Raw genomic sequence first — 24,462 nt, 5'->3', positions numbered from 1 at the left:
AGCTATGCTGACCTATTACTGTCCCCACTGCTGGCATACGCTGGAGGGTAAGGCCACGCTTTGCCCTTATTGTGGTTACGACTTGTCTGAGTTTGAGAGTTTGTCCTATCCTCAGAAACTGATTCAAGCCCTACACCACCCCATTCCCGAGCGGCGGGTTATTGCCGCCCAGGTGCTGGGGGAGTTGGGTGCGACGGAGGCTTTACCAGCCTTTGAGGCTCTGCTGGATGAATTACACGATGAGCAGTATGATTACTACCTGCTGCGGGCGGTGTTAGAAGCGGTTGCGCGTATCCCTGATCCGCGCCGGGTGGTCCTGCTCCGCCGGGCCACCCACCATCCTGCCGACCTGATTGCCCGCTTAGCGCAAGACTTGCTGGTGCGGGTGGAAGGCTCAGAAGGGTTCGATGCGCCGCACCAGCCGTTCGGGGGTGTAGCCGGTGAAGAAGACCAAAACGCGTAACCAGGCCACGCGTTCCTCTTCGGTCAGGGCTTCCTCGCGGTAAGCCCAGTTCTGCTTGCGGATGTATTCCCGCATGTGGGATGAGAGGCTTTCTAACCGTTGCACAGTTTCCGTGCGTAAAAAGCGGGCCGCTGCAGGGTAACGTTCGGTATGCTGCGCTAATGCCTGGCGCAGGTGTGGCAGGCAAAGCCCATCCGCCTGGCGGTAGAGCGTCTGCGCATGCTCGTCATGCACGGTTAGATCTTCCATGAGGGTAACCAAGGCATTGGCTTGCACCTCTTCCACCACGCGGCACAACGGGCAGGCCGGGCGCACGAGTTGAGGGATGGAAGGCCCAGAACGCCGCCAGAAGCGCGCCAGCCAGCCCCCTATACCTTTCCGGGGTGATTGCAGGGTGCCCCCTTTTTGCAGATCGCGTAGGGCCTGGCGCGCCAGCGACTCGTAGATCAAGTTAACGCCGAGTAGTACGCCGCTGGTTTCCATTTCGGTAGCCACCAGCAGGCGCGTATGCTCGGGGCAGAAGCCATATGCCTCTTGCAGTGGGCGGCGCGATTCGGGGTCGTTGACGTTTTCCCATAGGAAGCCGTCCACACTACGGCGCGCAGCCTCGTCTCCCAGACGGCAGATGGGACAACCGGGTTTTTGTAGCGCTTCTTCCAGGTGAACCAGGGTCAGGGCAAACGCCATTGCAGCCTCACTTTCTGCTGTTTTCCATCTGTGTGCGCAGTGCGTCAACGTCGCGGCGCAAGGCTTCATTCTCGGCCTTCAGTTTCTCCACGTACTCGCTCAGGATGGCGTTCTGGGTACGGATAGCGCCGCTGGTGAGATGCCAATGCTTGTTTTCGGTTTCTACTTCAAAGAGGCGAAAACGCGCGTTAACCAGTTTGCCCTCCACCAGGGTCAGGCGCTCCAGCAACTGACGTACCGCCTCCGGTTCGCTGAGTTGCCCTGCCTCGACCTGGCGTAGTAGATCTTGCCCCTGGGCATAGCCTAGACCGGCACCGAGCAGCAGACGATATCCTTCGGCGGGCTGCCAGCTTTCAGCGCGCAACGTGGCTTCAATCTCAGCTGCCGTCTGGGCATCTATCTCGATCGTCAGTTGCACCTTGTCATCCGCGGTTAACGTCATTCCCTCAAGCATGGGTGCCTCCCTCTGAGTCTATTGTCGCACGTCCATTATCGCCGGAGATGGTCGGCGCCGGGCTATCTGCGCCAAAGAGGCGGCTCAGCTGCAGGGCCAGATTCGCCAGGTGCTCAAAGGCCGCGCCGAAGGTTTCAACCAGGTGAGGATCAACCTCGCCGTAGCCCTTAAGCCGCTGGGGATGGGTATCTACTAATTCCGTCCAACACTGGCTGAAGCGCGCGGCTAACAAGCGATTGACGCTCTCCTCGTGGGGGGATAATCCCAGGCGTGCGCTCAGGGCGGCGATTTCAGCGCAAGCGGTGCGGAGCATCTGGCGCACCTCCGCCTCGCGCTCGGGCGTCAGGTACAGGTGATACCGATAAAGCGCACCCGTCTCGGTGCGGTGTGCCAGCCAGTGCTCGGCCTGAGCCAGGGTTTCTTCAAACGATTGCAGGCTGGCGTAAATGAAATTACGCTGGGAAGAATTGATCCGGCTCATACGTACACCTCTTATAACACAAAAGCCCCTGTCTGAAGAACCGACAGAGGCTATCAGCCCAATGGGCGGTTGAGGATGCGCGGCGAGCCTCACCGCCGCGAGGAAAGCCCTCCGGTAGATGGGGAAGGTCTTTTCCACTCTGATTATACCTGGTTTTAAGGTTGTTTGTGGGTTGCGCTATAATTGAATACATTCTGATCTTTTTACCATCCAATGGGGGCTGGCATGGCAGAGGTTATCGGTTATCTGCGCAACGAGGCGACTTATGGTGAGCAGGAAACGCTCAGGTATTTGCGCAGCCACTTGCCTAAGGAATTCGTAATTTATATTGAGCCACCCCTGCGCAAGAAGCGCGATATTCGCTATCCTGACTTTGTGGTGCTCACCAATTATGGCTATGTGGTGTTGGAAGTCAAGGATTGGGTGAACATCGTAAGTGCCACCCCTCATGAGGCGGTGATCCGTGGGGGCGATGGCAAAGAGCGCCATGAGCCAAACCCGGTGACCAAGACCCGGGAGTATGCTTTGATCCTGGATCAGATGATTCGCGCTGATTATAGGGAAGGCGAAGTGTCGTCTGTTCCCTTTTCCTATGCCGTCGTCCTCATCCATCAACCCCCGGCAGTCATCTCGCAACTGCGCCGGGCGTGGGGAGAGGAGTTTGTGTGGGGGCGCGATGACCTGAGGAACCCCGATTTACTTTTGAGCCGCTTGCGCCATCTCTTCCCGGCTGAACGCTTGCGTCCCCTCACCTGCGAAGAGATTGACCGCGTGCGGCGAGTGATCAACCCGGTGGTGGAATTTGAGACCCCTGACCATACCATTGTGGTGTTGGATCACGAGCAAGAGCGCATTGTCACTGAGGCGCCGCGCGAGCCTGAAGCCCCGCCTGAGCCGACTGAAACGGCGGTGCAGGGGGTGCTCTTTGAGCCGCAAGCCGCGGCAGATGACCTCCCGCCTGAGGGTCGCCGCCTCAGCCAGAGTTTTGCCATCCGCTTGGTGCGCGGCTTTGCGGGTAGCGGTAAGACGTTGGTGCTGATCCAACGGGCGCGTTACCTGCGCGCTGCCCACCCGGAGTGGATGATGGCAGTGCTGACTTACAATAAGCCCCTGCAAGAGCGATTGCAAGTCGAACTGCGCGGACTTAATATTGACGTGTACACCTTTCACGGCCTGTGTTTTCGTCTCTGCGGCTACCCCGCCGAGGACACCCTGCAGAGTGATTCCTTGGATGAGTGGCTCAAAGCGCGGGCGGCGGAAGGATGGGCGTCTGCGGAATTAACGCCTACGTTTCTCAAGACCGAAATTAACTGGCTGCGCGATATGGGTATCACGCGGCTGGAGGATTACCTAAAGATCGAACGGCGCGGTATAGGCGCCGTGCAACGTTTGAACCAAGACCAGCGCTGCCGCTTATTCGCCCTTTATGAGGATTACCGCCGCTTTCTACGTGATAAAGGATGGCTGGATTATGAAGAAATGGCGCTCCGAGTGCTGGAACAGTTGGAATATGGGCAACTGCCCACTGCGCCGCGCTTTGATGCCATACTGGTGGATGAAGCCCAGGATTGGGCGCCGGTATGGATCCGGGTGATCACTTATCTGCTCAAGCCGGAGGGGATGCTCTTCCTGACCGATGACCCTTCGCAGAGCATCTACCGCTATTTCTCGTGGAAGGAAAAGGGCATCCATGTCGTGGGGCGCTCGCGTTGGCTGCGGGTGCCTTACCGCAACACGTGGGAGATTTATCAGGCGGCGTATCAGATCATCGCCGATACACCGGAAATTCAACACCAGTTGTCGGAGCAGGGCGAACCGGTGCATCCGGAACTTTCGGAGGCACAGATGCGCCATGGCCCGCGCCCGCTGTTGCGCCGTTTTTCCACCTTCCAGGCCGAAGTGGATTTTCTGCGTGAGCAGATCGAGGTGCTGCGTCGTGAGGGCCTGCGCGATGAGCAGATTGCGGTGCTGGTGCGCAACCGCACGGATGTCAAGACGTTCAGCGAGGCCCTGCGCGGCTTCGGCGGCTTGGTGGATACGCTGCACCGGCTCAAAGGATTAGAAATGGAAGCCGTCTTCATCCCCAGCCTGCAGAAAACCTTTGCCAAAGGGGAAAATGACCCCGATGAACGCCGTCTGATCTACATGGGTATGACCCGGGCGCGATCAAGGTTGTATTTGAGTTGCAGTGGGCGTTTGCCGCGCTTTTATGAGCACCTGATTCAGGCCGGTTGGCTGGATGCTTTCTAACCCCATCCCTAGCCTTGGGGTGATGAGTAGCGCCGGGCACGCGCGGCCTCGCGCACGGCATTGAGGTTGAGGATTTCGGCCACTTCGTAGCGCGGCGGGACGGTGTTGAGCGGGCGGAGGCGGATAATGGGCGGGAAGTACCCCATCCGCCCGTGCAGTTCGGCCAGCAGCAGAGCGGTGATGAAATTGAGAGAAGGCGGATTGACCAGGATCGAGGCGGTTTGCCAGGTTTCCGCATCCAGTGGGATCTGGGCCATGAGGGCTTCTAGTTGCGGCAAAAACGGTGCGGCGTTATCGAAATGCACGGCCAGGTTGAGAATCTGTTCTATGGTCTCGCCGGTCAGGGTTTCGATTTGACTGCGTTGTTCGGCGGTGAGGGGATGGGCGAAATTCAGGATGATCATACGTCAATGATACCTCCATCGTTAAGATTGACCTAGTAAACGGGAAAATTCGTTCACCACCTGGTTCAGGTCTGCAGCGGGCACAAGGGCAATATCATCCAGGCGGGCACGGCGGCGGATGCCCGGACGTGGTTCGGTATCGCGGTAGATAAGGGCTTTGCGGGCGTAGATGCCGGCCACTTCGCGCCGTGAGAGCGCGCTGAGTTCGTAGAGGTGGGTAGAGAGGATTTTGCCGGTTTTACACGAACCCACGGCCAGCAGACCGTTGTAGGTGACCACAATGTCTAATTCGTTGTCAATATAGTGCCCGTTGCTCCCGTGCTTGCGGATATAGACGTTGCGTTGGACATCGTCAAAGCGCCCGCTTTGCACCAAGGCTTGATGAACGTCCTCCTCCAAGGTGTGGCCTGGGGTAGGGGGCGGCGTTTTGATGTTGTGCCAGGCGCCGATGGGTTTGCCCAGGCTCACCTCCAGCCCATGCGCGCGCAGGTAGGTCTCCACGCTTACCTGTACGCGGATTGGCTCGCGTTTCACCTCCTCGCCTGCGGGCGTGTAGTGGATGATCTGACCGATCTCGGTGCTGACGTAGAGCCAGGGTACGCCGAGGATGTGTGCGGCCTGCTGGGCGGCCAGGCTCATGATCTTGGTGCCACCGGTAGGGTTGAGATACAGCGGGGACGTTGCTTGCTCGAGGGCCCGGACGAGTGCTGTGCGTGCCTGGGCTAGGTTGTAGGCTTCGACCACCAGCGGCGAAGAGACCTGTACCTGGCGCAGTGCGGGATCATGGGCAATAGCGGCTTTGAGCACCTCCACCTGGGGCAGGGTGCGCAAGGTGACCACGAACGTGACCTGGGTATAGGCTTGCGGCGCCTGCCACAACGGGATCAGGTTAGGGATGGGTTGTTCGCCGAGGAGGGTGAAGAGGTGCATGGTGGAGATCTTAGAATATGTGGATTTCAAATAGGCAATTCTTGCAATAATTGCACAAATTTTTGAATATTTTTAATCAAACTCTCGGCATCAGCCGGGTTTTTGCGAAAACCAGCATGATCAATATCGTTGCGTGCATCAATAATGCTCATCCACAACTTAAGGGCGGAGCGAACTTCAGGCACACGGTTCAGAAATACAGGTTGATAGTCGCGTTGCTCGCGGGCGTTTTTGGCTTCAATGTTTATGACGTGCTCAACACTCTCGCGGTGATTCTTGGAGGTAAAATCATGAAAGCCTAAATGGAACATAAACCAATTAACCATCCATTCACGTGCCAGGGTAATGGCTTGCACCCATTGCTCGCGTTGGATGTAGAAGTCAATTAGCCGTCGTTGCTGGTGAAGAAATTCGCAAGGTTTCTCGTTGGGTGCTTCAAGGCCCAGAGGGGCATAATTTTCAACAATTTGATCTAATAGCATCGACAACGGCGAAACATTCACTGCCCATTGTAACGCGGGATTTGCATTTTTAATATCAATCCGCAAGCGTGCAATTTGTTCCGCGACATCTTGCGGACGGATTAATTGCAGGCTATGAGAAATGCTGGTCAAGGCTCCGGCCAAGTTACCCAAGCCCCCGACTTCGTCAAGCGGGAGGTTCGAATCTTTAGCCATTTGGGCCAGGCGGGGGCGAAATTCCTTGACAATTGAGGCTAAATAACGGCTGTCTCCGGTGCGGTTAAAGCGATCGGCAGCCACTGCCCATTCTAATAAGGTAAGCATCGGGGTGAGATCAAACATGGGGGTGCGATTTGTCGCTTTGTCCCGTACATCATATCCCCCATAGAGGACCGCTCTGACTTTAACATTGAATCCACTACGCAGGAAGGCTGTAACAAGCAACCCGATGAGGGGAAATGTCCGCAATCCGTGGGTGATATCGAAAGCCACTTCCTCTTTGGGGCTGACTTTACTGGCGACAACATTAAAGATATCCCATAATTGTTTCTCATCTTGCCCGGTTGGAATATCGCAGTCGCGGACTTTGACAGGCATCCCGGCTAGTTGTTCGATGAGTTTGGGTAAGGTGGTTCCCTTGGCATCTGAGGTGACAAAGATGATCAACTTATGGGGTTGCAAGAAGTGGCATGAGGCAACTGGTGCATAGTCTGTGGTGTATTCCTTGCCATCCCAGACGTAGGTGGTAGATTGATAGTTGCCGGTTCCTAGGAAGGTCAGGAGTTTCATGGCTGTCCTCCGAATTTATCACACGACCTCGCACCACACTTTAAAATAAGAAGTTCTTTCCTGGATGACTTTGACCACTTTTAGCTTCAAGGGCTTCGACTTGTGCCAAAACGAAGGAAGGGTTTCCTGGGCGACTACGGCATAAGCCTGGGTATCCACATCTAACCCGGGAATTTCAAAGAGGGCTTCTCCATTATCTATGTCTAGATAAGTACCCAGAAAAATGTCTCCAACCTTGGGGGTCTCAGAGAAGTGTTGAATAACTTTTTCTTCTTTGGTTTTGGGACGGGGTGTTGGTGTAGGAGCCTGTTCATGGATTGGCTTGATGGAAGCAGAGGGTGTCGTTTGCTTGGCATTCGACTCAACCCCCCTCAATGGCGGTAAATATTTCACCCTTTCATCATCGACAGCCGGCAAACTTGGTTTTTTATCAGAGAAACGTTTTTGTTGCTGCTCAAACCATTCTTGGGCTTTTGCGTCGAATTCTATCTCGACCTTGACCCACCCCAAAGGTTGGAGGGTGTTGTCCTGGGTCACGACGACCTTTCTTGATTTTGGGGAGTCCAGCGGGCCAAGCCATTTTGCGTCGGGATTCCGGCCTGGTTTACCCAGTCCTTGTGTGTTTCTAAAGGATTCAACGACTAATTTGAAGGTTTGCTCAGAGAGCAGATCGGTAATCGTTTTGGCGTCGTAGCCGCCTCCCCAGCCCAGAGGTAGAATAACTGCATGTGAGTCATTGGCCATTTCATTAATCCGAGCCTTATACCAATTTGCGAGATCGGTTTGACCATACCGACTATAAAATGCTTGTTCTTGCACCAATAGGTTTAAAGAGGCGATGCGTAAGTAGTCCGTCCAATAAGCAAAAAGTGCTTCAATGTTGCTATTTCGTAATTCGCTGGCAGTTTCACTCAATAGGTAGGCCTGCCAGGTCGCAGCCAGTTCTACCGTTAAATTCTTCCTAAGCGCCTCCACATAGAGGGTGGTGGGATTGTTTCCGTAATTGTCGTTTTTCCCTTTCCAACCCAAACGGTATTCCCGAATAGAGAGCAACTGAACCTTGTGTAACTCGAGGCTACGACTTATGTCCAGAGGATCTGAATCTCGGATCTGAAGCAGACGGTTAAGATCATAATTGGGCCGTTTATTCGACTTAATTCCATCTCTGACAAAAACCATTCCCTCGATTTCTTTACTTTTAGTTTCCGGTTCTTTTCTTCGACCCTCGGGGTTCTTTATTGGAGATCGAAAGTGTTCAATTTCTTGGGATAGCGTGGAATCTATTCTCCGCTGAAGAGAGATGTCCTCATGTACTTTTCCGCGTAGTAGCGCACTGCGTATGGCGCCTTTGAGCGAAGAGCCAGGGAGAATTGGGTGTGAGGTTAACGTCTTGATGAAACTAAAGATCTCTAGAGGATGATAACCATTAGATTTGATTTGATAGGCCGCTATTGTGGCCAGGTCTATCTGATAGTTAATTTGTCGCAAGAATTCTGCAATCCCGCCTTTTTTAGGATCGGCAAGCGCGGTGGTGAGAATGCTTACTAGGCGCTCATGATCTGGACGAGCACTGATCCATTGCAATAATTTGTCCAGGCTAATAACTACCAACGAGTCGCCATGCACTATATAGTCTACTCCGCTAATCAACCGATCACCGCTGCCGATGTGGACGGGGCTAAGTGTCGTAATTTTTAAGGTCAGAGGCATAAGAACCATGTTCTATTTCCTCCCTTTCTAAAGCCCAACCATAATAGCGGCGCCGCTTTGATAAACAGGAGGATGATCCAAGGGGGTGACCCGTGCCCAGCGTCCATAAATGGTCTTAGAAACCCCATCCGGTTGTGAGAAAACCGATCCTGGCTCAAAAACCCGTATCGGCTCTTTGTAAATTGCTGGACTCTGACCAGGGGTTGGACGCGGGACTCGCTGTTCGCGCTTGGGACGCAGCGATTTGAGAGTGTAAGCCACGGGTTGGCAAATGATGTTATCTTCATCTAGCGCTGGTAAATAACGTGAAAGTGTCATTAGAAATCTGGGCGAGGCAGCTTCTGGGAGTTCGGTGAATGGCTCAATGGTTATCTCAAAGAACCCTTTGCCCGTGCTCCGATTTGCCCCTAGCCCTGTATCTTGTAATAACCTCAAGGCGGGGGCAATAAGGTTTTCTATGTCTGAGGCTTCTGCTCGAAGCAATGCCCACAGTCCGCCGCCTTTGATGAAAAACCACTCCTCCTGATAGAAGAGCGCTCCTTCGATTGTCGCTCCGGCTACGCGGTCAATTTGATTATGTTGTATCAGTTCAAGATCCATCAATTTATTGGGTAATTGTTGCGCTTCTTCTTTGAGACAAAAAGCCCCTGCCTTAATGGTGAGAGGTTGTTGCGGATCGCTATTTTTTCTGAGCAAGTCGCCCGTTTGCAGCACTCCTGAGGTAATAGCACGTAATACCCCTTCAGTGACGTAAGACACTTTTTTTAGTTCTTTAGCGACCTTTGCCAGAGCAAGGCTCAAGGCTTTTTTGGGGGCATGTATTGCATTCGCTTTGATGGCTGCGTAGTCTTGTACGGTGGGTTGGAAGTGGGCGGGACGAGGGTAAAATCGAATGGGTTTCGTAGGGCCAAAGTAAACTGGGAAAGCCTGACTGAAGGCAAAACGGGGCTGGTCTCGTTGCGTTTCTAACCAGTGGCTCAAGGCATCATCATCCATGAGCCCCAAAAGGCGAATTCCCCAGCACACGGCACCGGCTAAGGTATCCGAGCCTAGTGGCCAGGAAGCAAGAGGGGTCAGAGGCTTAAAGTAGACGGCATACGTGTTCATGGCTTAACACTTGGCCACCGAATTTGATCAAAATTCTTGAGAATCTCATCCACCGATTTTGCAGGTAATTCTACTGGCGTAGGCGCTTGACCATTGTAATAATCCTTTGCTGAACGCCAGGAGATTTCTAGTGCCTCAAATTTTATCTCACCACTGCCACGAGAACCGCTACCACCCAGGGAACTTTGTTCCAACAAAGCCATGGACGTGAACAATGTCTTGAACAGTTCGAGATCCTGTGGGTCGTAGATATCGAGGATCATGGTGAGGTTAAATTCACTCCCGGCAGGAACACGTTCAACTGGACGAGGATTAGCCTCAGACGTGATACGATCTAACGCATTCTCGGTTTTAACTTCTGTGAACACCCCCTCGCCCAAAACTTGTTGAAGTAGTCTCTTTGAGTCCTCGGTTAGAAATGCATCTCGGATGGTAAGACGGCTAGGGCCAGTTACTTCCCTTACCTTTTTGTCGTCGTTGGCGGCTCCAAATAACCGACCAACGATGAAGGCGGACTGCCACTTTGTTCTTTGTTCAAGGGGGAGTCTGGCGGGATCGGAAGCCAATTCGCTGCAATCATAGGCTTGGTATGAGTTATGTTTAGGGTGCTTTTTGATTAATCCATAGTACCATTCGGCCAATGAGCGTAATTTGCCTTTCAGGGAAGAACCGGGGATATAAGGCTGGTCAGTTAAAGGATCTTTGATGACTGGATTATCTACCCCGCCGATTTCCATCCCAATGCTTGAACCACCAATATGTAGCCCTGTGACGCAGGTGATATTACACGAGAGGATGAATTTACCTAATAGATGACTGTAGTTAATCATCTTAACCTCCTTATGGCTTAGTCTTTCGGGTGATGATATTTATGGTAAGCCATGATGGCTTCAAGAAAGTTAGCAGCACTTTCAAAATCTTTGGCAGTCTGGCATCTTTCCCGTCCGAAACAGAGGGTTAGTAATTTATAAAACTCTTCTTTTATGTGACCTCGTCCTTTGGCATATGCAAACATCGGCATCAACATGGAAATGCTCGCACGCTTGAACTTGTCTGGATCGCGTTGATACTTCAATTTTAGATCTTTGACATAATGAAATATGCGCCGTAATTGTGTGGCTTTAATGCCGGCTTCCTTTGCAACGATGTCTGCCCATCCGTCCTCGACGGCGTATTCTTCAGGGTTTAGATCTTTCATCGAGCGAAGAGCGCTTATCCCTTGGATGACCTCTTCAATGTGTTTTACACTCATGGGTTACCTCCTTTCACGGATCTTTAAACTTGTGATGGATACTGGAACAAGCGTTTTACCACTTGCCATAACCTTAAGCAAATTATTCTGGTGTGTTTGCAGTGCTTGTTGACTAAGCCGACGCGCCAGTATGTAATATAGACGTGGCGTCCATAACGGCTTCAGTTTACCGTCCCTATCAACATGCTGGCGGAATAAGCCCCCCAGGTCATAAATCAAGCCGCGGTTAATCTCCTTGGCTGCGATAGCTTTAATCCAGTCCTCCGCCTGATGCCATAACCACTCAAAACTCACTTTATCCTCGGCTTGAATGTCTTGGTCGGTCCATGGCAGACTCTGGCCAAATAGGTGAATGCGATTGCGACCGTCGCGTTTGGCTTGACCCTCGGCTTCTCTGACCAGCATGGCAAAGCGATGCACCGGATAACGCGGTTTGACCTGAACATAGCCGGCAGAGAGCGTGAGATCCGGATTATTCCCGCAAAACTTTCGAAACTTTTCACGAATCTCTTTGGCTAATATCAGGGTCTGATCCCACGGGCCAATGATGAACAGATCATCACCTCCCGAGTATGTAATGTAAAAAAGCCCATCTGAGCTAGGATCATTATTGACCTCTTGTTCCCATTCTTCAGCAATCTCTTTGCACAAGGTGTTGAGGTAACCTGTGAAGAAAAGATCGAGGGTGCGACTAAGTGTCGCAACGCGAGAAAGTGTGGGACGTAGCAGTTGATCTGGAGGTTTAACAGGATTAATTTCGCGCAAACCTTCGCTCATAAGGACGCCTAGGTTGTCCACATCGGCCATTAGAATTCCAATACGGTCAGCTCCCTGGCTGAGATCGGCAATAGCTTCAAATGGCAGAACATCCCCCTGTGCAACCTCAAGATCTGAGATGGAAAGTGGACGGCGTGCTAACGGTGCCTCATTGGCTAGAAAGCGAAAGGTGCATGGCACTCCTGTAAACACAAAGTTTTGCGTTTGATTAATAGCACTTATCAGAACCTCTTTTGTTCTTGAAAGTAACTGTTGCACGTCTTTTTCATCACGAACGAAAGCAACTTGAACCTTAGGAAAATTGAAATCAATCACGTTTTGTTCGGATAATGTGATGTTTGGGTCATAAACATACACCAAATATTTGGTGTAAGGCAAATGCTTGCCGATTCTCTCGTGGTTTTCGCACAAATCGCAAATCTGACCACTATCCGGCATTGGAGTGAGTTGACATGCTGAACACACATGCCAGGTCTTTTTACTTTGTGGATTATGTTTTTCAGGCTCATAAAAGGATGGGTTGGAGAGGAAGCGTTTCCACTTTCGTTGCTTAATGGACTCAATATCTTCATTGAGTCGTTGCGAGATGTGACTAGTGTCTCTCAGATCTTCTCGACAGGCTTTTTCAACCGCTATCCAGATTCCAATCTCACCCATGAAGGCTTCAAGCAACCAGGTCTCCAATTTCTCTTTCAACTCTTCAAGCGCTTTCTCGGCGCTTAGTGGCAGGATTAAATCAAACCTTCCTCCGCCGACAAAGATGCTACATGTAAATGGCAAACCTAACTCCCGCAGGATCCAATCGACAATCAATTCTGTCTGAAGTTGTAAGTAAAACGAGCGCCCACGCAGGCGTTTAGCAATATGCTCAGTGGTGGCTTCAGGGCGTGATATGCGGTAAATAAAGTCTTGAATCCCAGATACATCCCCTCTTACGAGTAGTAATATGGCCTCATTCGGTTGGGGAAAAGAACTGCGATCATCATAAGCCAAGCATGCGGCAATGGCTGAGACAATACGAGCATGGTCATAAAGTGAAACGTCGGGATAAGCCCTTCGATATTGTTCGGATTTTCCTTTTTGCCAAGGAGTGGCTGAGGGCACACACCATGTATATTTGTAGAGCAGTGCAGTCAAAGTCGTATAGAAGGCCTCAAGACTTTGACGATTCCATTGAGGTTCCTTTTTCCACTGGTCTAATTCTTGGGTAAAGGCTTCCCATAATTCTCGGTAACTATCTGTATCTTCTCCTCTAAGGACGGGAAATATTGTTTCTTCATCCCGTGGATCTAATGGTTTCAAGCGATACCGATAATCGGATGGGGTGAACGTGTCCTTTAATGTTACAGTCGTCAGAATCGAGATTAGCCGGGCTTTCTCCGGATCTTCTATCTCCTCACTTCCTACACGCCTTTCAGCTGCGGCTAAGTGATCGGCAATTTGGATAATTTTTACATCCGGATCCTCTATATCCGAGCGATGATGGAGCAAAACGCCGCTCAGCGCAGAGAGTAAACTAGAGGGCACGTATTTTCGGGCAAAATCATAGCTCAAAAGAGCATGATACCCATGTTCTCCAACATCTTCCTTTGTAAAAGTTTGATCCTCAGGAGCTACTCCTGCTCGTTGAGCGAATTTCCCCACATCGTGGAGTAGGCCGGCCAGGGCCAGTTTCAGGGCACGCTCACGGCGATCCTCACTCATGCAACCTCCTTTCCTCATCCCAAAATGGTGAAAGGCCCGCCGGTAAGTCCTGCACCCCGTGTCGCTTTCCCCCTCGCAGCGACTCCCGTACGGGCGCTTTTAATGTAGCAAATCCTAACGGCTTTGTCATGCGGGTTTTCCCGTATTTTCGTCATGGCGATACTGATAATACAAACCCAGTAGGGCAACCAGTTGCGCGCGGTTCACATCGTCCAGCCCCCAGTGCGTGGTGGCTTTCTGGTAAGCCGAGCATAGATGCTGTTCTACTGTCCGTTCGGAAAGATGCAGGCGCTGGGCCAGTTCGCGGTCGCTCAACCCCTCGCGCACCAGCAGCTCCACCACCCGCCGCTCGGCCTTACTGAGTTGTCTTTCCACGAACGTCTGCGCCTCGCGCACCCGCTTTTCCAAATCCAGCCGCTGCAGGCGCTCCAGCGCCCTATAAGGATCGCTGATCGTGCGCAGGTGGGTGAGAGCCGGTGAGAGGGCGTCACGCAGCGGCACCGGGATGGGGATCAGGTGTACCTCGTCCCCCGGCTGGGGATGCAGACGGCGACTGGCAAGGAATTCTCCTGCCGAATAAAGATGCCACAGCGCGTCTTCCTTATCAAAGAGCAATTGCGCGGTGACCAGGGCAAACACACTGAGCGTTTTACGCCCACCGGCCAGCAATAGATGCAAACGCTCGCCGTTTTGCTTTGCCCGCCATACGCTATGATAAAGCACCCGAAACGCCCATTGAATGGCGCTGGGGGTCTCAACATCGCTTAAGATGCGTCCGTGTCCATCCTGAATGGGCGTCAGGTCCAGCGTAATACGATCACGATAGGGCGGCATGGCAAACGCCGTGCGTAAGGTTTGCACCGCCTGCTCAATGGTGGCGTTTCCGCCGGTATGAATGACCTCCACCCGGCTTACCGGCTCTTGACGATCTAACAACAGATCCAGTCCTGCGGTAATGACCTGTGGCTCCGTTCCTAGGGTGGCGATAAGAGCACACTTTGTGGGCAAGGGCGTCCCCCTGTGGATGATAGTCGTTGTAAATGCGGCGAAGATAATACAATTATAGCAATTTTTGGCCCATGGAAACTCTCAATCCCCTTTCAAACCGGTCTCTAACCAATCGAGATGAGGTCGAAATTCTTGCATGCCCAATTCTAGGGTAATGGTTGGTATTGTTTCCTCGTCGTCAAACACCGGCACCGAAAAGCGCCGCGCATGAGCCACTTTGGTCAGGCGCTGATTTTTCATCACCATCACCGGCGCGTAAACCAGGTCGGGGTAAGCAATGGCCGCAGTCGAACTCCCGATGATGATCACATCTCGCGCCTTCCACTGCCGTAACAGCAGCTCGGTTTCGGCATCCTTAAGCGGGCGGGTATAATCCACCTGAATTTCACCCACGCGGTGGCTGGTTAACACCTCAATTTCGACATTGACCACCCAACCACTGGGCGGTACGATGAACTCCCCGTAATCCAGATCAAACAAGTTTAGCGGATGGGCGGTAACGTTGAGATATTTTAGCCCATTTGGCCCGATGAAAGGTGTGATCTCAGGGTTGCTCATGATGGTTGATCTCTCCCCACAGAGTCGTGTGTTGCAGGCTGAGGTCGGTTCAACCCATCCCTAACCGAATTTTAATCCAAAACTGCGTTTTGAGCCTGCTCTGACCCTTGGAAAAAGCAAAAACAGGGTAAAATCATCCTGCCATGGATGAGAAATCCCTCCACATGCTGGAGTTTCCCAAGATCCTGGAACGTCTGGCGGGGTACGCCGCGTTCAGCGCCTCGGCGGAACTGGCGCATGCTCTACGCCCCAGTACCGATTTTGACGAAGTGGCACGGCGTCAGGCGTGCACACGCGAAGCGCGCCATCTGCTCAGCCGCCATGCCGAGATCAGCGTCGGCGGGGCGCGCGATGTTCGCCCATTGGTGACGCGCGCTGCCCGCGCCGGCGTGCTCTTGGGACATGAACTGCTGGAAATCAAGACCACGCTAGAATCCGCGCGCGACCTGGCGCGTTTCTTTGAACGCCATGGGCAGGATTTCCCTCACCTGGCGGCCATTGCCGCCCGCATGGCGCCGCCCCCTGGCTTGATTGAAGCCATCTCACGTGCCGTTTCAGAACGCGGTGACGTGCTGGATAGCGCATCGCCGCGCCTGGCCACCCTGCGCGCTGAAATTAAAATCGCTCACGAACGCCTGCTGGGGCGCTTGAACGCGATCATGAACGATCCCAAGGTAGCGCCTTGGCTGCAGGAGAGCCTGATCACCCTGCGCAATGACCGCTACGTCCTTCCGCTCAAGGCTGAGGGCAAGGGCCACCTGCGCGGCATCGTGCACGATCAATCGGCCTCGGGGGCGACCCTGTTTGTCGAACCATTGGCGGTTGTGGACCTCAACAACGCTTGGCACGAGTTGCAGTTGGCGGCACGGGATGAAGAACGCCGCATCTTGGCTGCCCTATCGGCCCAAGTGGGAGCACAGGCTGAAACCATCTCGGCACTGGTCGAAGCCCTGGCCGAGTTTGATCTGGCATTGATGTGCGCCAAATATGCCGATGACCTGCGGGCTGCTGAACCGGTGCTGCTGCCGTTCAAACCGGCGTCACCTTTGCATCCCGGAAGTACCCTTCGCCTTTACCAGACCCGCCACCCGCTGATTGATCCGGCGCGCGTGGTGCCGATTGACGTGGTGTTGGATGAGAAAACCTACGCCGTGGTGATCACCGGGCCTAACACCGGCGGAAAGACCGTCTCGCTTAAAACGGTAGGCCTGTTGGTGCTGATGGCACAGGCCGGCTTGCACATCCCGGCCCAACCGGGCTCCACCCTGAGCCTCTTTGCCGATGTCTTTGCGGATATCGGCGATGAACAATCCATTGAGCAATCGCTCTCGACGTTCTCGGCACACATCACCAACATTGTGCGGATTCTGAAGCAAACCACGCCCCAGGCGTTGGTGCTGTTGGACGAACTCGGTGCCGGCACGGACCCGCAGGAGGGATCTGCTTTGGCACGGGCTATCCTGGCGCACCTGGTGGCACTGCCGGTGACCTGCCTCGTGGCCACCCATTACCCGGAACTTAAGGCCTTCGCCCACGCCACACCGGGCGTTGTTAATGCCAGTGTTGAATTTGATCTTCAAACCCTACAACCTACCTACCATCTGACGATTGGGTTGCCCGGGCGCAGTAACGCCCTGGCTATCGCCGAGCGCCTGGGGTTGCCACCCTCCATTATTGCTGCAGCGCGGGAGATGCTCAATCCCACCGATCTGCGAGCCGAGGATCTGTTAGAAGAAATTCATCGTCAGCGCGACTTGGCTCAGCGGGCGCGTGCCGAGGCTGAACAAGCCCGGGCCAAAGCCGAAGCACTGCGCCAGGAACTGGCGCGCCAATTGGAACGCATTGAAGAGGAACGCCAGGCTATCCTGCGCCAGGCTGCCGAGCACGCCGAAGCCGAACTGGCGGCCCTGCGCGCAGAGATTGAGCGCTTACGCCGAGAACTGGCGCGTGCCCGCCTCCCACTTGAAGCGATAAAACGGGTGGCTGAAGCCGTAGAAGCCCTGGGCGAACAGGCCGAAAAGGTGCTCAGCCCCGCCGTTGCCCCGACCACTCCGCCTGAACGCCCGGCACTCGGCGAGCGGGTGCGCATCCGCTCGCTGGGGCTGGAAGGCACGGTGGTGGCCCAGGGTGATGAGGACGTGGAAGTGCAATTGGGCAATTTGCGCTTGCGCACGGGCCTCCACGATATCCAACGCGCCGGAGTTACGGAGACTCCACCGTCACCGGCTCCGGCTGTTCCGCGCCGGCGCAAGACCGCTCCCGCCTCGGCCGTTCCCAGCCCAACCTTGATCGCCCCTTCGCCGGGCCTCGAACTTGACCTGCGCGGACAGCGTGCCGATGACGCTTTAACCGCGCTGGAACGCCACCTGGAAGCGGCTTACTTGGCTGGCCTGCCCTTTGTACGCATCATTCACGGCAAGGGCACCGGTCGCCTGCGCCAGGCCATCCGCGAGGCGCTGGGGCAAAACCCCTATGTGGCGACCTGGGAACGCGGCGTGGAAGGTGAGGGTGGCGACGGTGTGACCATCGCCCGCTTGAAGACCGAGGGGGCCTAAAAACCAAAGGGCTGAAAGTGCTCCGCTTGTTTTCACTTTCAGCCCTTCTTGCAGAGGGTCCCTTGTACCTCTGCCCGAGTGGTAACGCGCTTGTTTGATTAGAGTATACAATCCGGGCGTTGCCAAAACGTGGACAAAAGAGCCTTAAGGAGCAGGATTTAGCCACTGCTGGAGGCGCTGTTCGAAACGCTCACGTAGATGATCGGCAGCCAGATTGTGAAGCAATTGTTGGCAGAGCGTTGTGAGACGGTGCTGGAAAGTGTTTTTGATCTCACTCCCCTCAATGGCTTGCAGTGCCAGTCCCAGCCCCAGGGCTTCAAATAACAGGGATTGGAACGCCTGAGCCTGTTCGATGAGCAAGCGCGCATGGCGGAACACCAGATCTCGCGCCTGTTGGCGATGGGCAATGTAGGCCTGTAACGTATGATAGCGGAGCAACAGATACCCCATTTTGCGCTGGGCGGCTTCGTCTGCGGCTTGGTGGGCGATGCGCTGGGCCTCTTCCAGGTTGCCCAGGGTATAGTGGGCTTCGGCCAGGGCCATCTCCGCCGCCAGGGCAACGTGGGTCACTTCGGTAGTGCGGGTCAGTTCAATGGCGCGGAGAAGGAAATTCAACCCACCCTGGGATTGACCGCTGAGTACCAGCGCCCAACCCAAGCGGTAAAGCGCCTCGGTGGAGGAATGCAGGTCCTGGGCAACTTCCAAGCTGGCGCGGAACTCAGCCAGGGCGGCAGCGTAATCCCCCAACGCCAGCCACAGGTCACCCTGGGTGACGTACATCTCGGCAAGCACCGGATTGCGCTTGTTGAGTGAGGCGACTTGAGTCCGGGCCTGTTCCAACGCGTCCCAAGCCGTCTGAATCAACCCCAACTTCAAACAGACCTGTGCGCGGCAGAGCCATAACCGCGCCGCCAGAGCCGCATTGTCCCACCGTGCGGCTTCTTGCAGACCTTGTTGGCAGGTTTCCAGCGCTGCTGTGAAGTCACCCATTTCTTGTTGCGCCAGCGCTAACGCCAGAAGGGCCCGACCACGATATCCCAGAGTGTAAAGGGCTCGGCTCTGTGCCAGCGCCTGTTCCGCGAACAGGCGGGTGCGCTCCGGCCAGCCCAGGATGTAATAGGTCTTGGCCAGTTGATACCGGGCATTCCCCAGTGCCCGTTGCCCGCTCAGAGTTTCTGCCGCCTGTCCCATTTCCAGCACGCGTTGGTAGAGCAACACAGCATCATAAAACCGCTGAAGCAAGAGCAACGATGCCGCTTTGCGATTGAGCGCTTCCATTTGCTCTTCGAGGTGGCCGCTCTTCTCGAGGTAGGGCAGCGCCTGTTCAAGGAAATTTAAGGCCTGACGGGCCTGCATACGCGCCGTGGCAACCTGTCCCAGGCCGCTCAGTCCACTCCCAATCATCAGCGCATTGTAACGTTGTTCACCGTGGCGCAATAAGGCGGTATAACAGCGCTCGCTGGTCTCCAGGTCATAACGGTTAAACGCCAATTCAGCCCAGCCGGTGTATAAACGGTGGATCAATTCAACGCTTAGCGGGCGTTCCAGGCGTAATAATAGTTCTTCTGCGCGCTGAAAGGCGCTCTCGGCCGCTTGCGGTTGGGCGTCAAGGGCGGCCTGATAAGCCGCTTCGACCCAGTAATGCGCAGCCAGAGATTCCTCGCCACCGGCTTCAAAGTGTGTGGCAATCTGTGCAGCTGCGCTTTGAGCTTCACCACAGGCTTCCAGCGCCCGCGCGGCCCGCAAGTGCAAGAACTGCAAGCGGGCTTCACTTGATTCCAGGAGCAGGACCTCGCGAATCAGGGGGTGTTGGAACGTATAACCCCCATGGACTGGGTCACAAGGGCGTACGAGGTAAGCCCGTTCCATCTCTTCCACCGCTTCCACCACCGCCTCAGCTGGCTCCTGTAACATAGCCTCGAGAATATCCAAACGGAAGGTTTCGCCCAGGACGGCTGCCGCCAGCAGGATTTGGCGCGTCTGGGGGCGGAGCAGGTGCAGCCGTTCGTTGGCCAACGCCCGTACGCTTTGGGCGACCGGGAAGGTTGTGGGCAGGTGTTCCGGACTAAGATCGGAGTGGGCTTCTAACAAAGCGCGCAAGGTTTCCAAGACAAAGAGAGGATTGCCGCCTGTGGCCCGTGCCAGGGCTTCTACCCAGGCTGGGGGAGCTGACTGACCCAAAGCGTAGCGAACAATCTGCGCAACAGCCGAAGCCGTCAGTGGATTAAGAGGGATGGCCTTCAGCAGCCAGGAAACCGGCGAGGTGGTCAGGAAAGTTTGCAGGGCGGGGTTAGGTTCCTCGGGTCGCGCGGCGATGACCAATAGATTACCGTGGGTGAAAAAGCGCTGCGTAACCAGGTGGGTTAGGGTGTGCAGTGTGGCTTCGTCGCACCATTGGGCATCATCCAGGAATAAAAGTAGCCGCCCATGTTGGGAAAGGCGGCGTAAAACATGTTCTATGGCTGCTGACAGATGCGTTTCACGGTTTTCGATGGGAGCGGGTGCACCCGCCGGAATATAGACGGCGAGTTCAGGCAAGAGGGGAAGCAAAATTTGCACCCAATGGGGCGGCAAGGTCTGCCACTCTTCGGTCAGCACCGCCTCACGTAGAGCCTGAACCAAAGGGTGATAGGGAGTATCTCGCTCATGGGCCAGGCCGTTCGCCAGCACCAGGCGCGGCGCGGGTTGGAGGGATTGATAAAGTTCGAACATCAGGCGGCTTTTCCCACTGCCGGCCTCACCCCATACGATCGCAATCCCACCCTGAGACGCCATGGTGCGCAGAGTTTCCAACGCCTCATCCCGGCCCACAAAGGGGACGTGTAGGGTGCGTAGGCTGAACCAGGGCACCGGCTCCGGTGGACGGGGTTGTAAAAGGACTTGGTGCAAGCGCTGACACAGCGCACGGTATTCCTCAGGCACCTCGGTGATGCCCTCCGCAGCGAGGTCGCGTTGTACCCGCTCACACTCTTCCTGCGCCGCTTGGTACTGGCCTAAATCGCACAACCAGCCAATCAGGTGGGCCCGTAGCCGCCAGTGTGACTCATCTACTTGTAATGCTCGGCGCGTCCAGTGGATGGCCTCATCCAAATCACCGCTCAGCGCCGCGTGCTCGGCTAATACTTCCAGGCTGGTCAGGAGGCCGTTTTCCAAGGTGGCTGAAGTATAGGTGAGCCAATCGTCGAAGGCCTCGGTCGAAGGTAACTCTACACCGGCTAAGAAACGCTGCCCGCGCCACAACCCCACCGCTTTGCATAGTTTTTGATACGCTGCCTCGGGTAATGGTGTGGTAAGGGGTAATTTGAGATAAATGCGCACCTGGTGCAACAGGGTCTGGAATTCGCGCGCATCTACGTAAACCTGGTTCTGATCCAGGGCGACCAGGTCTTGGGCAGTATGGAGCAATGTGGGTAGGGGTAACGCCGTGCGTAGTTTGCTCAAGGTCTCACGTAGGTGACGGCGCGCGCTCTCTTCATCTTCATCCGGCCAGAAGAGGTCTAAGAGCGTTTGGCGTCCTACCGGCTCGGATTGGGCGGCGAGGTAGTAGAGCAACGTGCGCAATAGGCGGCGCTGAATCCTCAGCGGCCGCCCGCCGTATTCAATTTGAGGGGGGCCAAGGAGCAAAATACGCAGAGGAGGAACACGCTCAGAATCCATCTGGCCCTGCTTTTCTCATGTTAACCATCCCTTACTTGCACCTGAGTTGTCAGTAAGGCCTGCTTTCGCTGTTGGGCCTGTTCTAAGATCTCCTGTGCCGCGCTCAGATGCGCTACGCTTTGCCCTCCCAGCATTTGCGCCAATTCGGTGACTCGCGCCTTGCCTTCCAACGGCTGCACCTGGGTGGTGGTGCGTCCACCTTGTACCTGCTTGCGCACGCCGTAGTGATGATCTCCGTAGGCAGCCAGCTGGGGCAGATGGGTCACACATAATACCTGATGATGACGCGCCAACAACCAGAGTTTTTCACCCACGACACTACCCACCCGTCCTCCAATGCCCTGATCAATCTCATCGAAGATCAGGGTGGGGATAGCATCTGCTTGAGTGAGAACGCGTTTTAGGGCCAACATCAGCCGCGAGGTCTCGCCACCCGAAGCAATCTTGACCATGGGCTTCAGTCCTTCGCCGGGGTTAGGGGCGATCAGAAACTCCACCTGGTCGAACCCACGCTCATCAACGTGCACGTTGCGGCCATCGTCGAGCGACAGACCATTGGGATCATCTAAAAGGGCAACGGCAACCTCAAACCGTGCCCCGCTCATGCTCAGGTCGGCCAGTTCGGCCTCGACCGCCCGTGCCAAACCGGTAGCGGCTTCGCGTCGGCGCGCCGAAAGCGCCAGGCCGTGCTCACGCAGTTGTTGTAAGAGCACCTCGCGCTGGACCTCTAATTCGGCAATTCGTTCGGTCGCGTGGGTAATGGTATCCAGATCCTGGCGGGCCTTTTCGGCATAGGCGAGGATGGCCTCAATGCTTCCACCATATTTGCGCTTGAGGCGCTGGATGAGATCCAAACGTTCTTCGATTTTTTCCAAACGGCGTGGGTTATATTCGATTTGTTCCTCATAACGGCGCAACTCACTTGCCAGGTCTTCGGCCATGGCGAGCAGGGTCTCGGCCTGCTCGCTCAGTCCGTGTTGGCTGGGGTCAAAGCGTGCGATGGTATGCAATGCCTGAGCCACCTGCCCCAATAAATCGGTTAACGGCGGTGTCTCGCCTTCCCCCTCATCCAGTAACAGCAAGGCTTGCCGTATCTGAGTGGCCAAGTGTTCGGCATTAGCCAGGCGATTGCGCTCCTGGCGCAGTTCGTCTTCTTCGCCGGGTTGCAGATTAGCAGCTTCGATTTCTCGAATTTGAAAGGTGAGCAGATCCATGCGTTGAGCGGCATCGCGCTCGGCCTCGTGCAGATTCTGAAGTTCGCGTTCCAGGTGCCGCCACTCGCGGTAGGTTTGGCGGTAGGCTTCCACCCAGGGCGCATTGCCGGCGTAGCGATCCAGCAGGTGCAGATGCTGGCGCACGTCCAACAGCGAGAGGTGTTCAGATTGGCCGTGAATGTCCACCAGTAACCGCCCAATCTCGCGCAACAAACCTAGGCTGACGCTGTGTCCATTAACGCGTGCCACGCTGCGCCCACCTTGGCGCAGTTCACGCGCCAGCAGAACATGCTCACGGTCCTCGTCGAGCAAGTTCTCGGCGTCCAGCATGGTCAACAGGGGTTCACGTACCGAGGGGGTGATCTCGAACACAGCTTCCACGATAGCGCGATCGGTGCCACTGCGGATGAAGGTGACATCGGTTGGGCTACCCAGCACCATCATCAGCGCATCCAGCAGGATAGATTTACCTGCCCCGGTCTCACCGGTGAACACGGTCAACCCCGGCTCAAAATTCAGTTCCAGGTGCTCAATGATGGCAAAATTCTCGATCCGCAGTTCCCGCAACATTCTGTGCCACAGCCTAAATCTTTATTCCGGTCAGACGATAGAAAACGGTGCTCCCAACCAGAGCGATATAAGCACCTTGCCACAGCAATGGCCAGAGGGAAATCCCATTCCGGCCCAAGAGAAATCCGGCCACCTGGGCCAGGATTAGCACGGCGCCACCGATCATGGCGGCCAGGGTTGCAGCGCGGTAAAGCCAGCGTGAGCGCCGCCGCTGGGTGATCCAGCGCACTGCCTCGGCCACAATCACCCCCGCAACCGGCGCCACAAAGAGGGTGAGGAACCCTAGCAGGCTGGCAATCAGGCTGCCCAGAAAACTCAATACACCGGCAACCACAATGGCCAGGGGGTAATCATACCATTGGGCGGTGTCAAAGACTTTCTGCTGGGATCGTACACAATCTTTGCAGCGGTAGCCGGTGGGGGTGAGCACGGCACATTCCGGGCAAATGGGGCGTTCACAGCGATTGCAACGCAGCAGAGTTTCACGTTCAGGATGGTTGACGCAATAAAGCGGGCTGGGGGCGTTCGTGCTCATCATTCATTGTCCATTGCAGCGGGGTTGAGTTCCATATAGGCATTAATGTTGCGATAGAAATAACCGCGATCTTGAAAGCGGATAAATTGAACCGTGTTGTGGTTGGCCTGCACCCGCACCACATCATCATTTTCCAGCGGAAGTGGCGGTTGCCCATCCACGCTCATGACCGCTTGATGGCTGGATTGCACGGTCACGGTGACTACAGACTCGGGTGGCAGGATGACCGCACGGTCCATGGAGAGATGGGGGGCTACGGCCACGATGAGGATGCTGCGCAGTTCCGGAGGCATGATCGGCCCACCCACAGCCAGGGCATACGCCGTGGAGCCAGTGGGGGTGGCGACGATCAACCCGTCGGCGATGTAGGTGCTCAACGGGTAGCCATCTACGGTGGCGGTCAGGCGCACCGGGCGGACAATCTGTCCCCGGCATACCACCACTTCGTTGAGCACGCTCCACTCGCCCAGGACCTGCTCCCCGCGCAGGTGAGATGCCTTCAACAACATGCGTTCTTCCAACCAGTACTGACCGCTCAAAAGCAGGGGCAAGCGGCGCGGCCAATCGTCCTGACGCACTTCCATCAGAAAGCCGAACCGCCCCAGATTGATCCCTAACACCGGGATGTGTAGCGGGGCACACACATGTCCTGCGCGCAACATGGTGCCATCCCCTCCCAATGCGATCAGCACATCGGCCTGTCCGGCTTGCAGATGTTGGCGCAGGCTCGGCAACGGCGCACAGATCACCACTGGGTAGCCCTGGCGCTCCAAAAATTGCTGCACGGCCTCAGCCACCAGCGGGGCTTCGGCCATGGTGGGATGATAACCAATCGCAAATCGCTGCGGGAGAGGGTGTGGGCTGGACATCTGTTCCTATTATACCAGCCTGACCTC

The 24,462-nt window shown here is 55.2% G+C and carries 20 protein-coding genes and 1 riboswitch; of the genes, 3 read left to right on the top strand and 17 right to left on the bottom strand.

Going from position 1 to position 24,462, the window contains the following annotated elements; translation table 11 throughout:
• The first annotated feature begins 4 nt into the window (after window positions 1-4).
• The gene (locus AC01YT_RS06950) at window positions 5-463 is read left to right on the top strand and encodes a HEAT repeat domain-containing protein (protein ID WP_476673969.1); all 459 of its coding nucleotides are present in this window, start codon (window positions 5-7) and stop codon (window positions 461-463) included.
• Here AC01YT_RS06950 and AC01YT_RS06945 read toward each other — a convergent pair.
• From AC01YT_RS06945 to AC01YT_RS06935, 3 genes are read right to left on the bottom strand one after another with little or no spacing between them, the layout of a single operon-like run.
• Window positions 395-1,150: a DUF6062 family protein gene (locus AC01YT_RS06945; RefSeq protein ID WP_476673967.1), complete on the bottom strand. Its 756-nt coding sequence runs from the start codon at window positions 1,148-1,150 to the stop codon at window positions 395-397. The genes AC01YT_RS06950 and AC01YT_RS06945 overlap by 69 nt on opposite strands.
• A gap of 7 nt (window positions 1,151-1,157) precedes the next feature.
• On the bottom strand, window positions 1,158-1,604 hold the full coding sequence (locus AC01YT_RS06940; RefSeq protein ID WP_476673965.1) for a hypothetical protein: 447 nt from the start codon (window positions 1,602-1,604) through the stop codon (window positions 1,158-1,160).
• Window positions 1,597-2,085, bottom strand: coding sequence for a hypothetical protein (locus AC01YT_RS06935; protein ID WP_476673963.1), 489 nt, complete (start codon window positions 2,083-2,085; stop codon window positions 1,597-1,599). The genes AC01YT_RS06940 and AC01YT_RS06935 overlap by 8 nt, the downstream gene beginning before the upstream one ends.
• Window positions 2,086-2,122: 37 nt before the next feature.
• A riboswitch (Fluoride riboswitch) is annotated at window positions 2,123-2,191 on the bottom strand.
• Between the two features lie 119 nt (window positions 2,192-2,310).
• On the opposite strand from AC01YT_RS06935, the gene AC01YT_RS06930 reads away from it, so the two are divergent.
• Window positions 2,311-4,335: a UvrD-helicase domain-containing protein gene (locus AC01YT_RS06930; protein ID WP_476673961.1), complete on the top strand. Its 2,025-nt coding sequence runs from the start codon at window positions 2,311-2,313 to the stop codon at window positions 4,333-4,335.
• Window positions 4,336-4,343: 8 nt separating this feature from the next.
• Here AC01YT_RS06930 and csx15 read toward each other — a convergent pair whose 3' ends face one another.
• The 10 genes from csx15 to AC01YT_RS06880 form a co-directional block, all read right to left on the bottom strand.
• On the bottom strand, window positions 4,344-4,739 hold the full coding sequence (gene csx15 / locus AC01YT_RS06925) for a CRISPR-associated protein Csx15 (RefSeq protein WP_476673959.1): 396 nt from the start codon (window positions 4,737-4,739) through the stop codon (window positions 4,344-4,346).
• A gap of 21 nt (window positions 4,740-4,760) precedes the next feature.
• Window positions 4,761-5,669 carry a Card1-like endonuclease domain-containing protein gene (locus AC01YT_RS06920; protein ID WP_476673957.1) on the bottom strand — a complete coding sequence of 303 codons (909 nt, stop codon included), beginning with the start codon at window positions 5,667-5,669 and terminating at the stop codon, window positions 4,761-4,763.
• Between the two features lie 26 nt (window positions 5,670-5,695).
• Window positions 5,696-6,919: a TIGR02221 family CRISPR-associated protein gene (csx2, locus tag AC01YT_RS06915; RefSeq protein ID WP_476673955.1), complete on the bottom strand. Its 1,224-nt coding sequence runs from the start codon at window positions 6,917-6,919 to the stop codon at window positions 5,696-5,698.
• A gap of 18 nt (window positions 6,920-6,937) precedes the next feature.
• Window positions 6,938-8,638 carry a type III-A CRISPR-associated RAMP protein Csm5 gene (gene csm5, locus AC01YT_RS06910; protein ID WP_476673953.1) on the bottom strand — a complete coding sequence of 567 codons (1,701 nt, stop codon included), beginning with the start codon at window positions 8,636-8,638 and terminating at the stop codon, window positions 6,938-6,940.
• Window positions 8,639-8,656: 18 nt separating this feature from the next.
• Entirely contained in the window at window positions 8,657-9,736 is a 1,080-nt protein-coding gene (csm4, locus tag AC01YT_RS06905) for a type III-A CRISPR-associated RAMP protein Csm4 (RefSeq protein ID WP_476673951.1), read from the bottom strand.
• Window positions 9,733-10,566, bottom strand: coding sequence for a type III-A CRISPR-associated RAMP protein Csm3 (csm3, locus tag AC01YT_RS06900; RefSeq protein WP_476673949.1), 834 nt, complete (start codon window positions 10,564-10,566; stop codon window positions 9,733-9,735). The genes csm4 and csm3 overlap by 4 nt, the downstream gene beginning before the upstream one ends.
• A gap of 17 nt (window positions 10,567-10,583) precedes the next feature.
• Window positions 10,584-10,988, bottom strand: coding sequence for a type III-A CRISPR-associated protein Csm2 (csm2, locus tag AC01YT_RS06895; protein WP_476673947.1), 405 nt, complete (start codon window positions 10,986-10,988; stop codon window positions 10,584-10,586).
• Between the two features lie 3 nt (window positions 10,989-10,991).
• A complete protein-coding gene (cas10, locus tag AC01YT_RS06890; RefSeq protein ID WP_476673945.1) occupies window positions 10,992-13,469 on the bottom strand; it encodes a type III-A CRISPR-associated protein Cas10/Csm1 in 2,478 nt (825 codons plus the stop codon).
• A gap of 126 nt (window positions 13,470-13,595) precedes the next feature.
• A complete protein-coding gene (locus tag AC01YT_RS06885) occupies window positions 13,596-14,477 on the bottom strand; it encodes a CRISPR-associated ring nuclease (RefSeq protein WP_476673943.1) in 882 nt (293 codons plus the stop codon).
• An 81-nt stretch (window positions 14,478-14,558) separates the two neighbouring features.
• Complete coding sequence (locus AC01YT_RS06880; RefSeq protein WP_476673941.1) at window positions 14,559-15,035, bottom strand: hypothetical protein; 477 nt, start codon at window positions 15,033-15,035, stop codon at window positions 14,559-14,561.
• A gap of 143 nt (window positions 15,036-15,178) precedes the next feature.
• Here AC01YT_RS06880 and AC01YT_RS06875 point away from each other — a divergent pair, with 143 nt between their 5' ends.
• Window positions 15,179-17,590, top strand: a complete 2,412-nt coding sequence (locus tag AC01YT_RS06875; protein ID WP_476673939.1) for an endonuclease MutS2 — start codon at window positions 15,179-15,181, stop codon at window positions 17,588-17,590.
• A gap of 144 nt (window positions 17,591-17,734) precedes the next feature.
• On the opposite strand, the gene AC01YT_RS06870 is transcribed toward AC01YT_RS06875, so the two are convergent.
• Genes AC01YT_RS06870 through AC01YT_RS06855 form a run of 4 tightly spaced genes read right to left on the bottom strand, consistent with a single transcriptional unit; the run spans window position 17,735 to window position 24,435 of the window.
• Complete coding sequence (locus AC01YT_RS06870; protein WP_476673937.1) at window positions 17,735-21,247, bottom strand: AAA family ATPase; 3,513 nt, start codon at window positions 21,245-21,247, stop codon at window positions 17,735-17,737.
• Window positions 21,248-21,267: 20 nt separating this feature from the next.
• Window positions 21,268-23,031: a DNA repair protein RecN gene (gene recN / locus AC01YT_RS06865; protein WP_476673935.1), complete on the bottom strand. Its 1,764-nt coding sequence runs from the start codon at window positions 23,029-23,031 to the stop codon at window positions 21,268-21,270.
• Window positions 23,032-23,044: 13 nt separating this feature from the next.
• Entirely contained in the window at window positions 23,045-23,569 is a 525-nt protein-coding gene (locus AC01YT_RS06860) for a B-box zinc finger protein (protein WP_476673933.1), read from the bottom strand.
• Window positions 23,566-24,435, bottom strand: a complete 870-nt coding sequence (locus AC01YT_RS06855; RefSeq protein ID WP_476673931.1) for an NAD(+)/NADH kinase — start codon at window positions 24,433-24,435, stop codon at window positions 23,566-23,568. The genes AC01YT_RS06860 and AC01YT_RS06855 overlap by 4 nt, the downstream gene beginning before the upstream one ends.
• Window positions 24,436-24,462: the final 27 nt, after the last annotated feature.

The sequence above is a fragment of the Thermanaerothrix sp. genome, from assembly GCF_056331585.1.
Note: the sequence above shows the minus strand (reverse complement) of the source record. Positions and strands in the feature narration are given on the sequence as shown.

What these genes read in the sequence shown, in the direction of transcription:
- csm3 (WP_476673949.1), bottom strand. Translation starts at nt 10,566, where the DNA reads ATGATTAACTACAGTCATCTATTAGGTAAATTCATCCTCTCGTGTAAT.
- AC01YT_RS06950 (WP_476673969.1), top strand. Translation starts at nt 5, where the DNA reads ATGCTGACCTATTACTGTCCCCACTGCTGGCATACGCTGGAGGGTAAG.
- recN (WP_476673935.1), bottom strand. Translation starts at nt 23,031, where the DNA reads ATGTTGCGGGAACTGCGGATCGAGAATTTTGCCATCATTGAGCACCTG.
- AC01YT_RS06945 (WP_476673967.1), bottom strand. Translation starts at nt 1,150, where the DNA reads ATGGCGTTTGCCCTGACCCTGGTTCACCTGGAAGAAGCGCTACAAAAA.
- cas10 (WP_476673945.1), bottom strand. Translation starts at nt 13,469, where the DNA reads ATGAGTGAGGATCGCCGTGAGCGTGCCCTGAAACTGGCCCTGGCCGGC.
- AC01YT_RS06880 (WP_476673941.1), bottom strand. Translation starts at nt 15,035, where the DNA reads ATGAGCAACCCTGAGATCACACCTTTCATCGGGCCAAATGGGCTAAAA.
- csm2 (WP_476673947.1), bottom strand. Translation starts at nt 10,988, where the DNA reads ATGAGTGTAAAACACATTGAAGAGGTCATCCAAGGGATAAGCGCTCTT.
- csx2 (WP_476673955.1), bottom strand. Translation starts at nt 6,919, where the DNA reads ATGAAACTCCTGACCTTCCTAGGAACCGGCAACTATCAATCTACCACC.
- AC01YT_RS06930 (WP_476673961.1), top strand. Translation starts at nt 2,311, where the DNA reads ATGGCAGAGGTTATCGGTTATCTGCGCAACGAGGCGACTTATGGTGAG.
- AC01YT_RS06920 (WP_476673957.1), bottom strand. Translation starts at nt 5,669, where the DNA reads ATGCACCTCTTCACCCTCCTCGGCGAACAACCCATCCCTAACCTGATC.
- csx15 (WP_476673959.1), bottom strand. Translation starts at nt 4,739, where the DNA reads ATGATCATCCTGAATTTCGCCCATCCCCTCACCGCCGAACAACGCAGT.
- csm4 (WP_476673951.1), bottom strand. Translation starts at nt 9,736, where the DNA reads ATGAACACGTATGCCGTCTACTTTAAGCCTCTGACCCCTCTTGCTTCC.
- AC01YT_RS06875 (WP_476673939.1), top strand. Translation starts at nt 15,179, where the DNA reads ATGGATGAGAAATCCCTCCACATGCTGGAGTTTCCCAAGATCCTGGAA.
- AC01YT_RS06940 (WP_476673965.1), bottom strand. Translation starts at nt 1,604, where the DNA reads ATGCTTGAGGGAATGACGTTAACCGCGGATGACAAGGTGCAACTGACG.
- AC01YT_RS06870 (WP_476673937.1), bottom strand. Translation starts at nt 21,247, where the DNA reads ATGGATTCTGAGCGTGTTCCTCCTCTGCGTATTTTGCTCCTTGGCCCC.
- AC01YT_RS06855 (WP_476673931.1), bottom strand. Translation starts at nt 24,435, where the DNA reads ATGTCCAGCCCACACCCTCTCCCGCAGCGATTTGCGATTGGTTATCAT.
- AC01YT_RS06860 (WP_476673933.1), bottom strand. Translation starts at nt 23,569, where the DNA reads ATGATGAGCACGAACGCCCCCAGCCCGCTTTATTGCGTCAACCATCCT.
- csm5 (WP_476673953.1), bottom strand. Translation starts at nt 8,638, where the DNA reads ATGGTTCTTATGCCTCTGACCTTAAAAATTACGACACTTAGCCCCGTC.
- AC01YT_RS06935 (WP_476673963.1), bottom strand. Translation starts at nt 2,085, where the DNA reads ATGAGCCGGATCAATTCTTCCCAGCGTAATTTCATTTACGCCAGCCTG.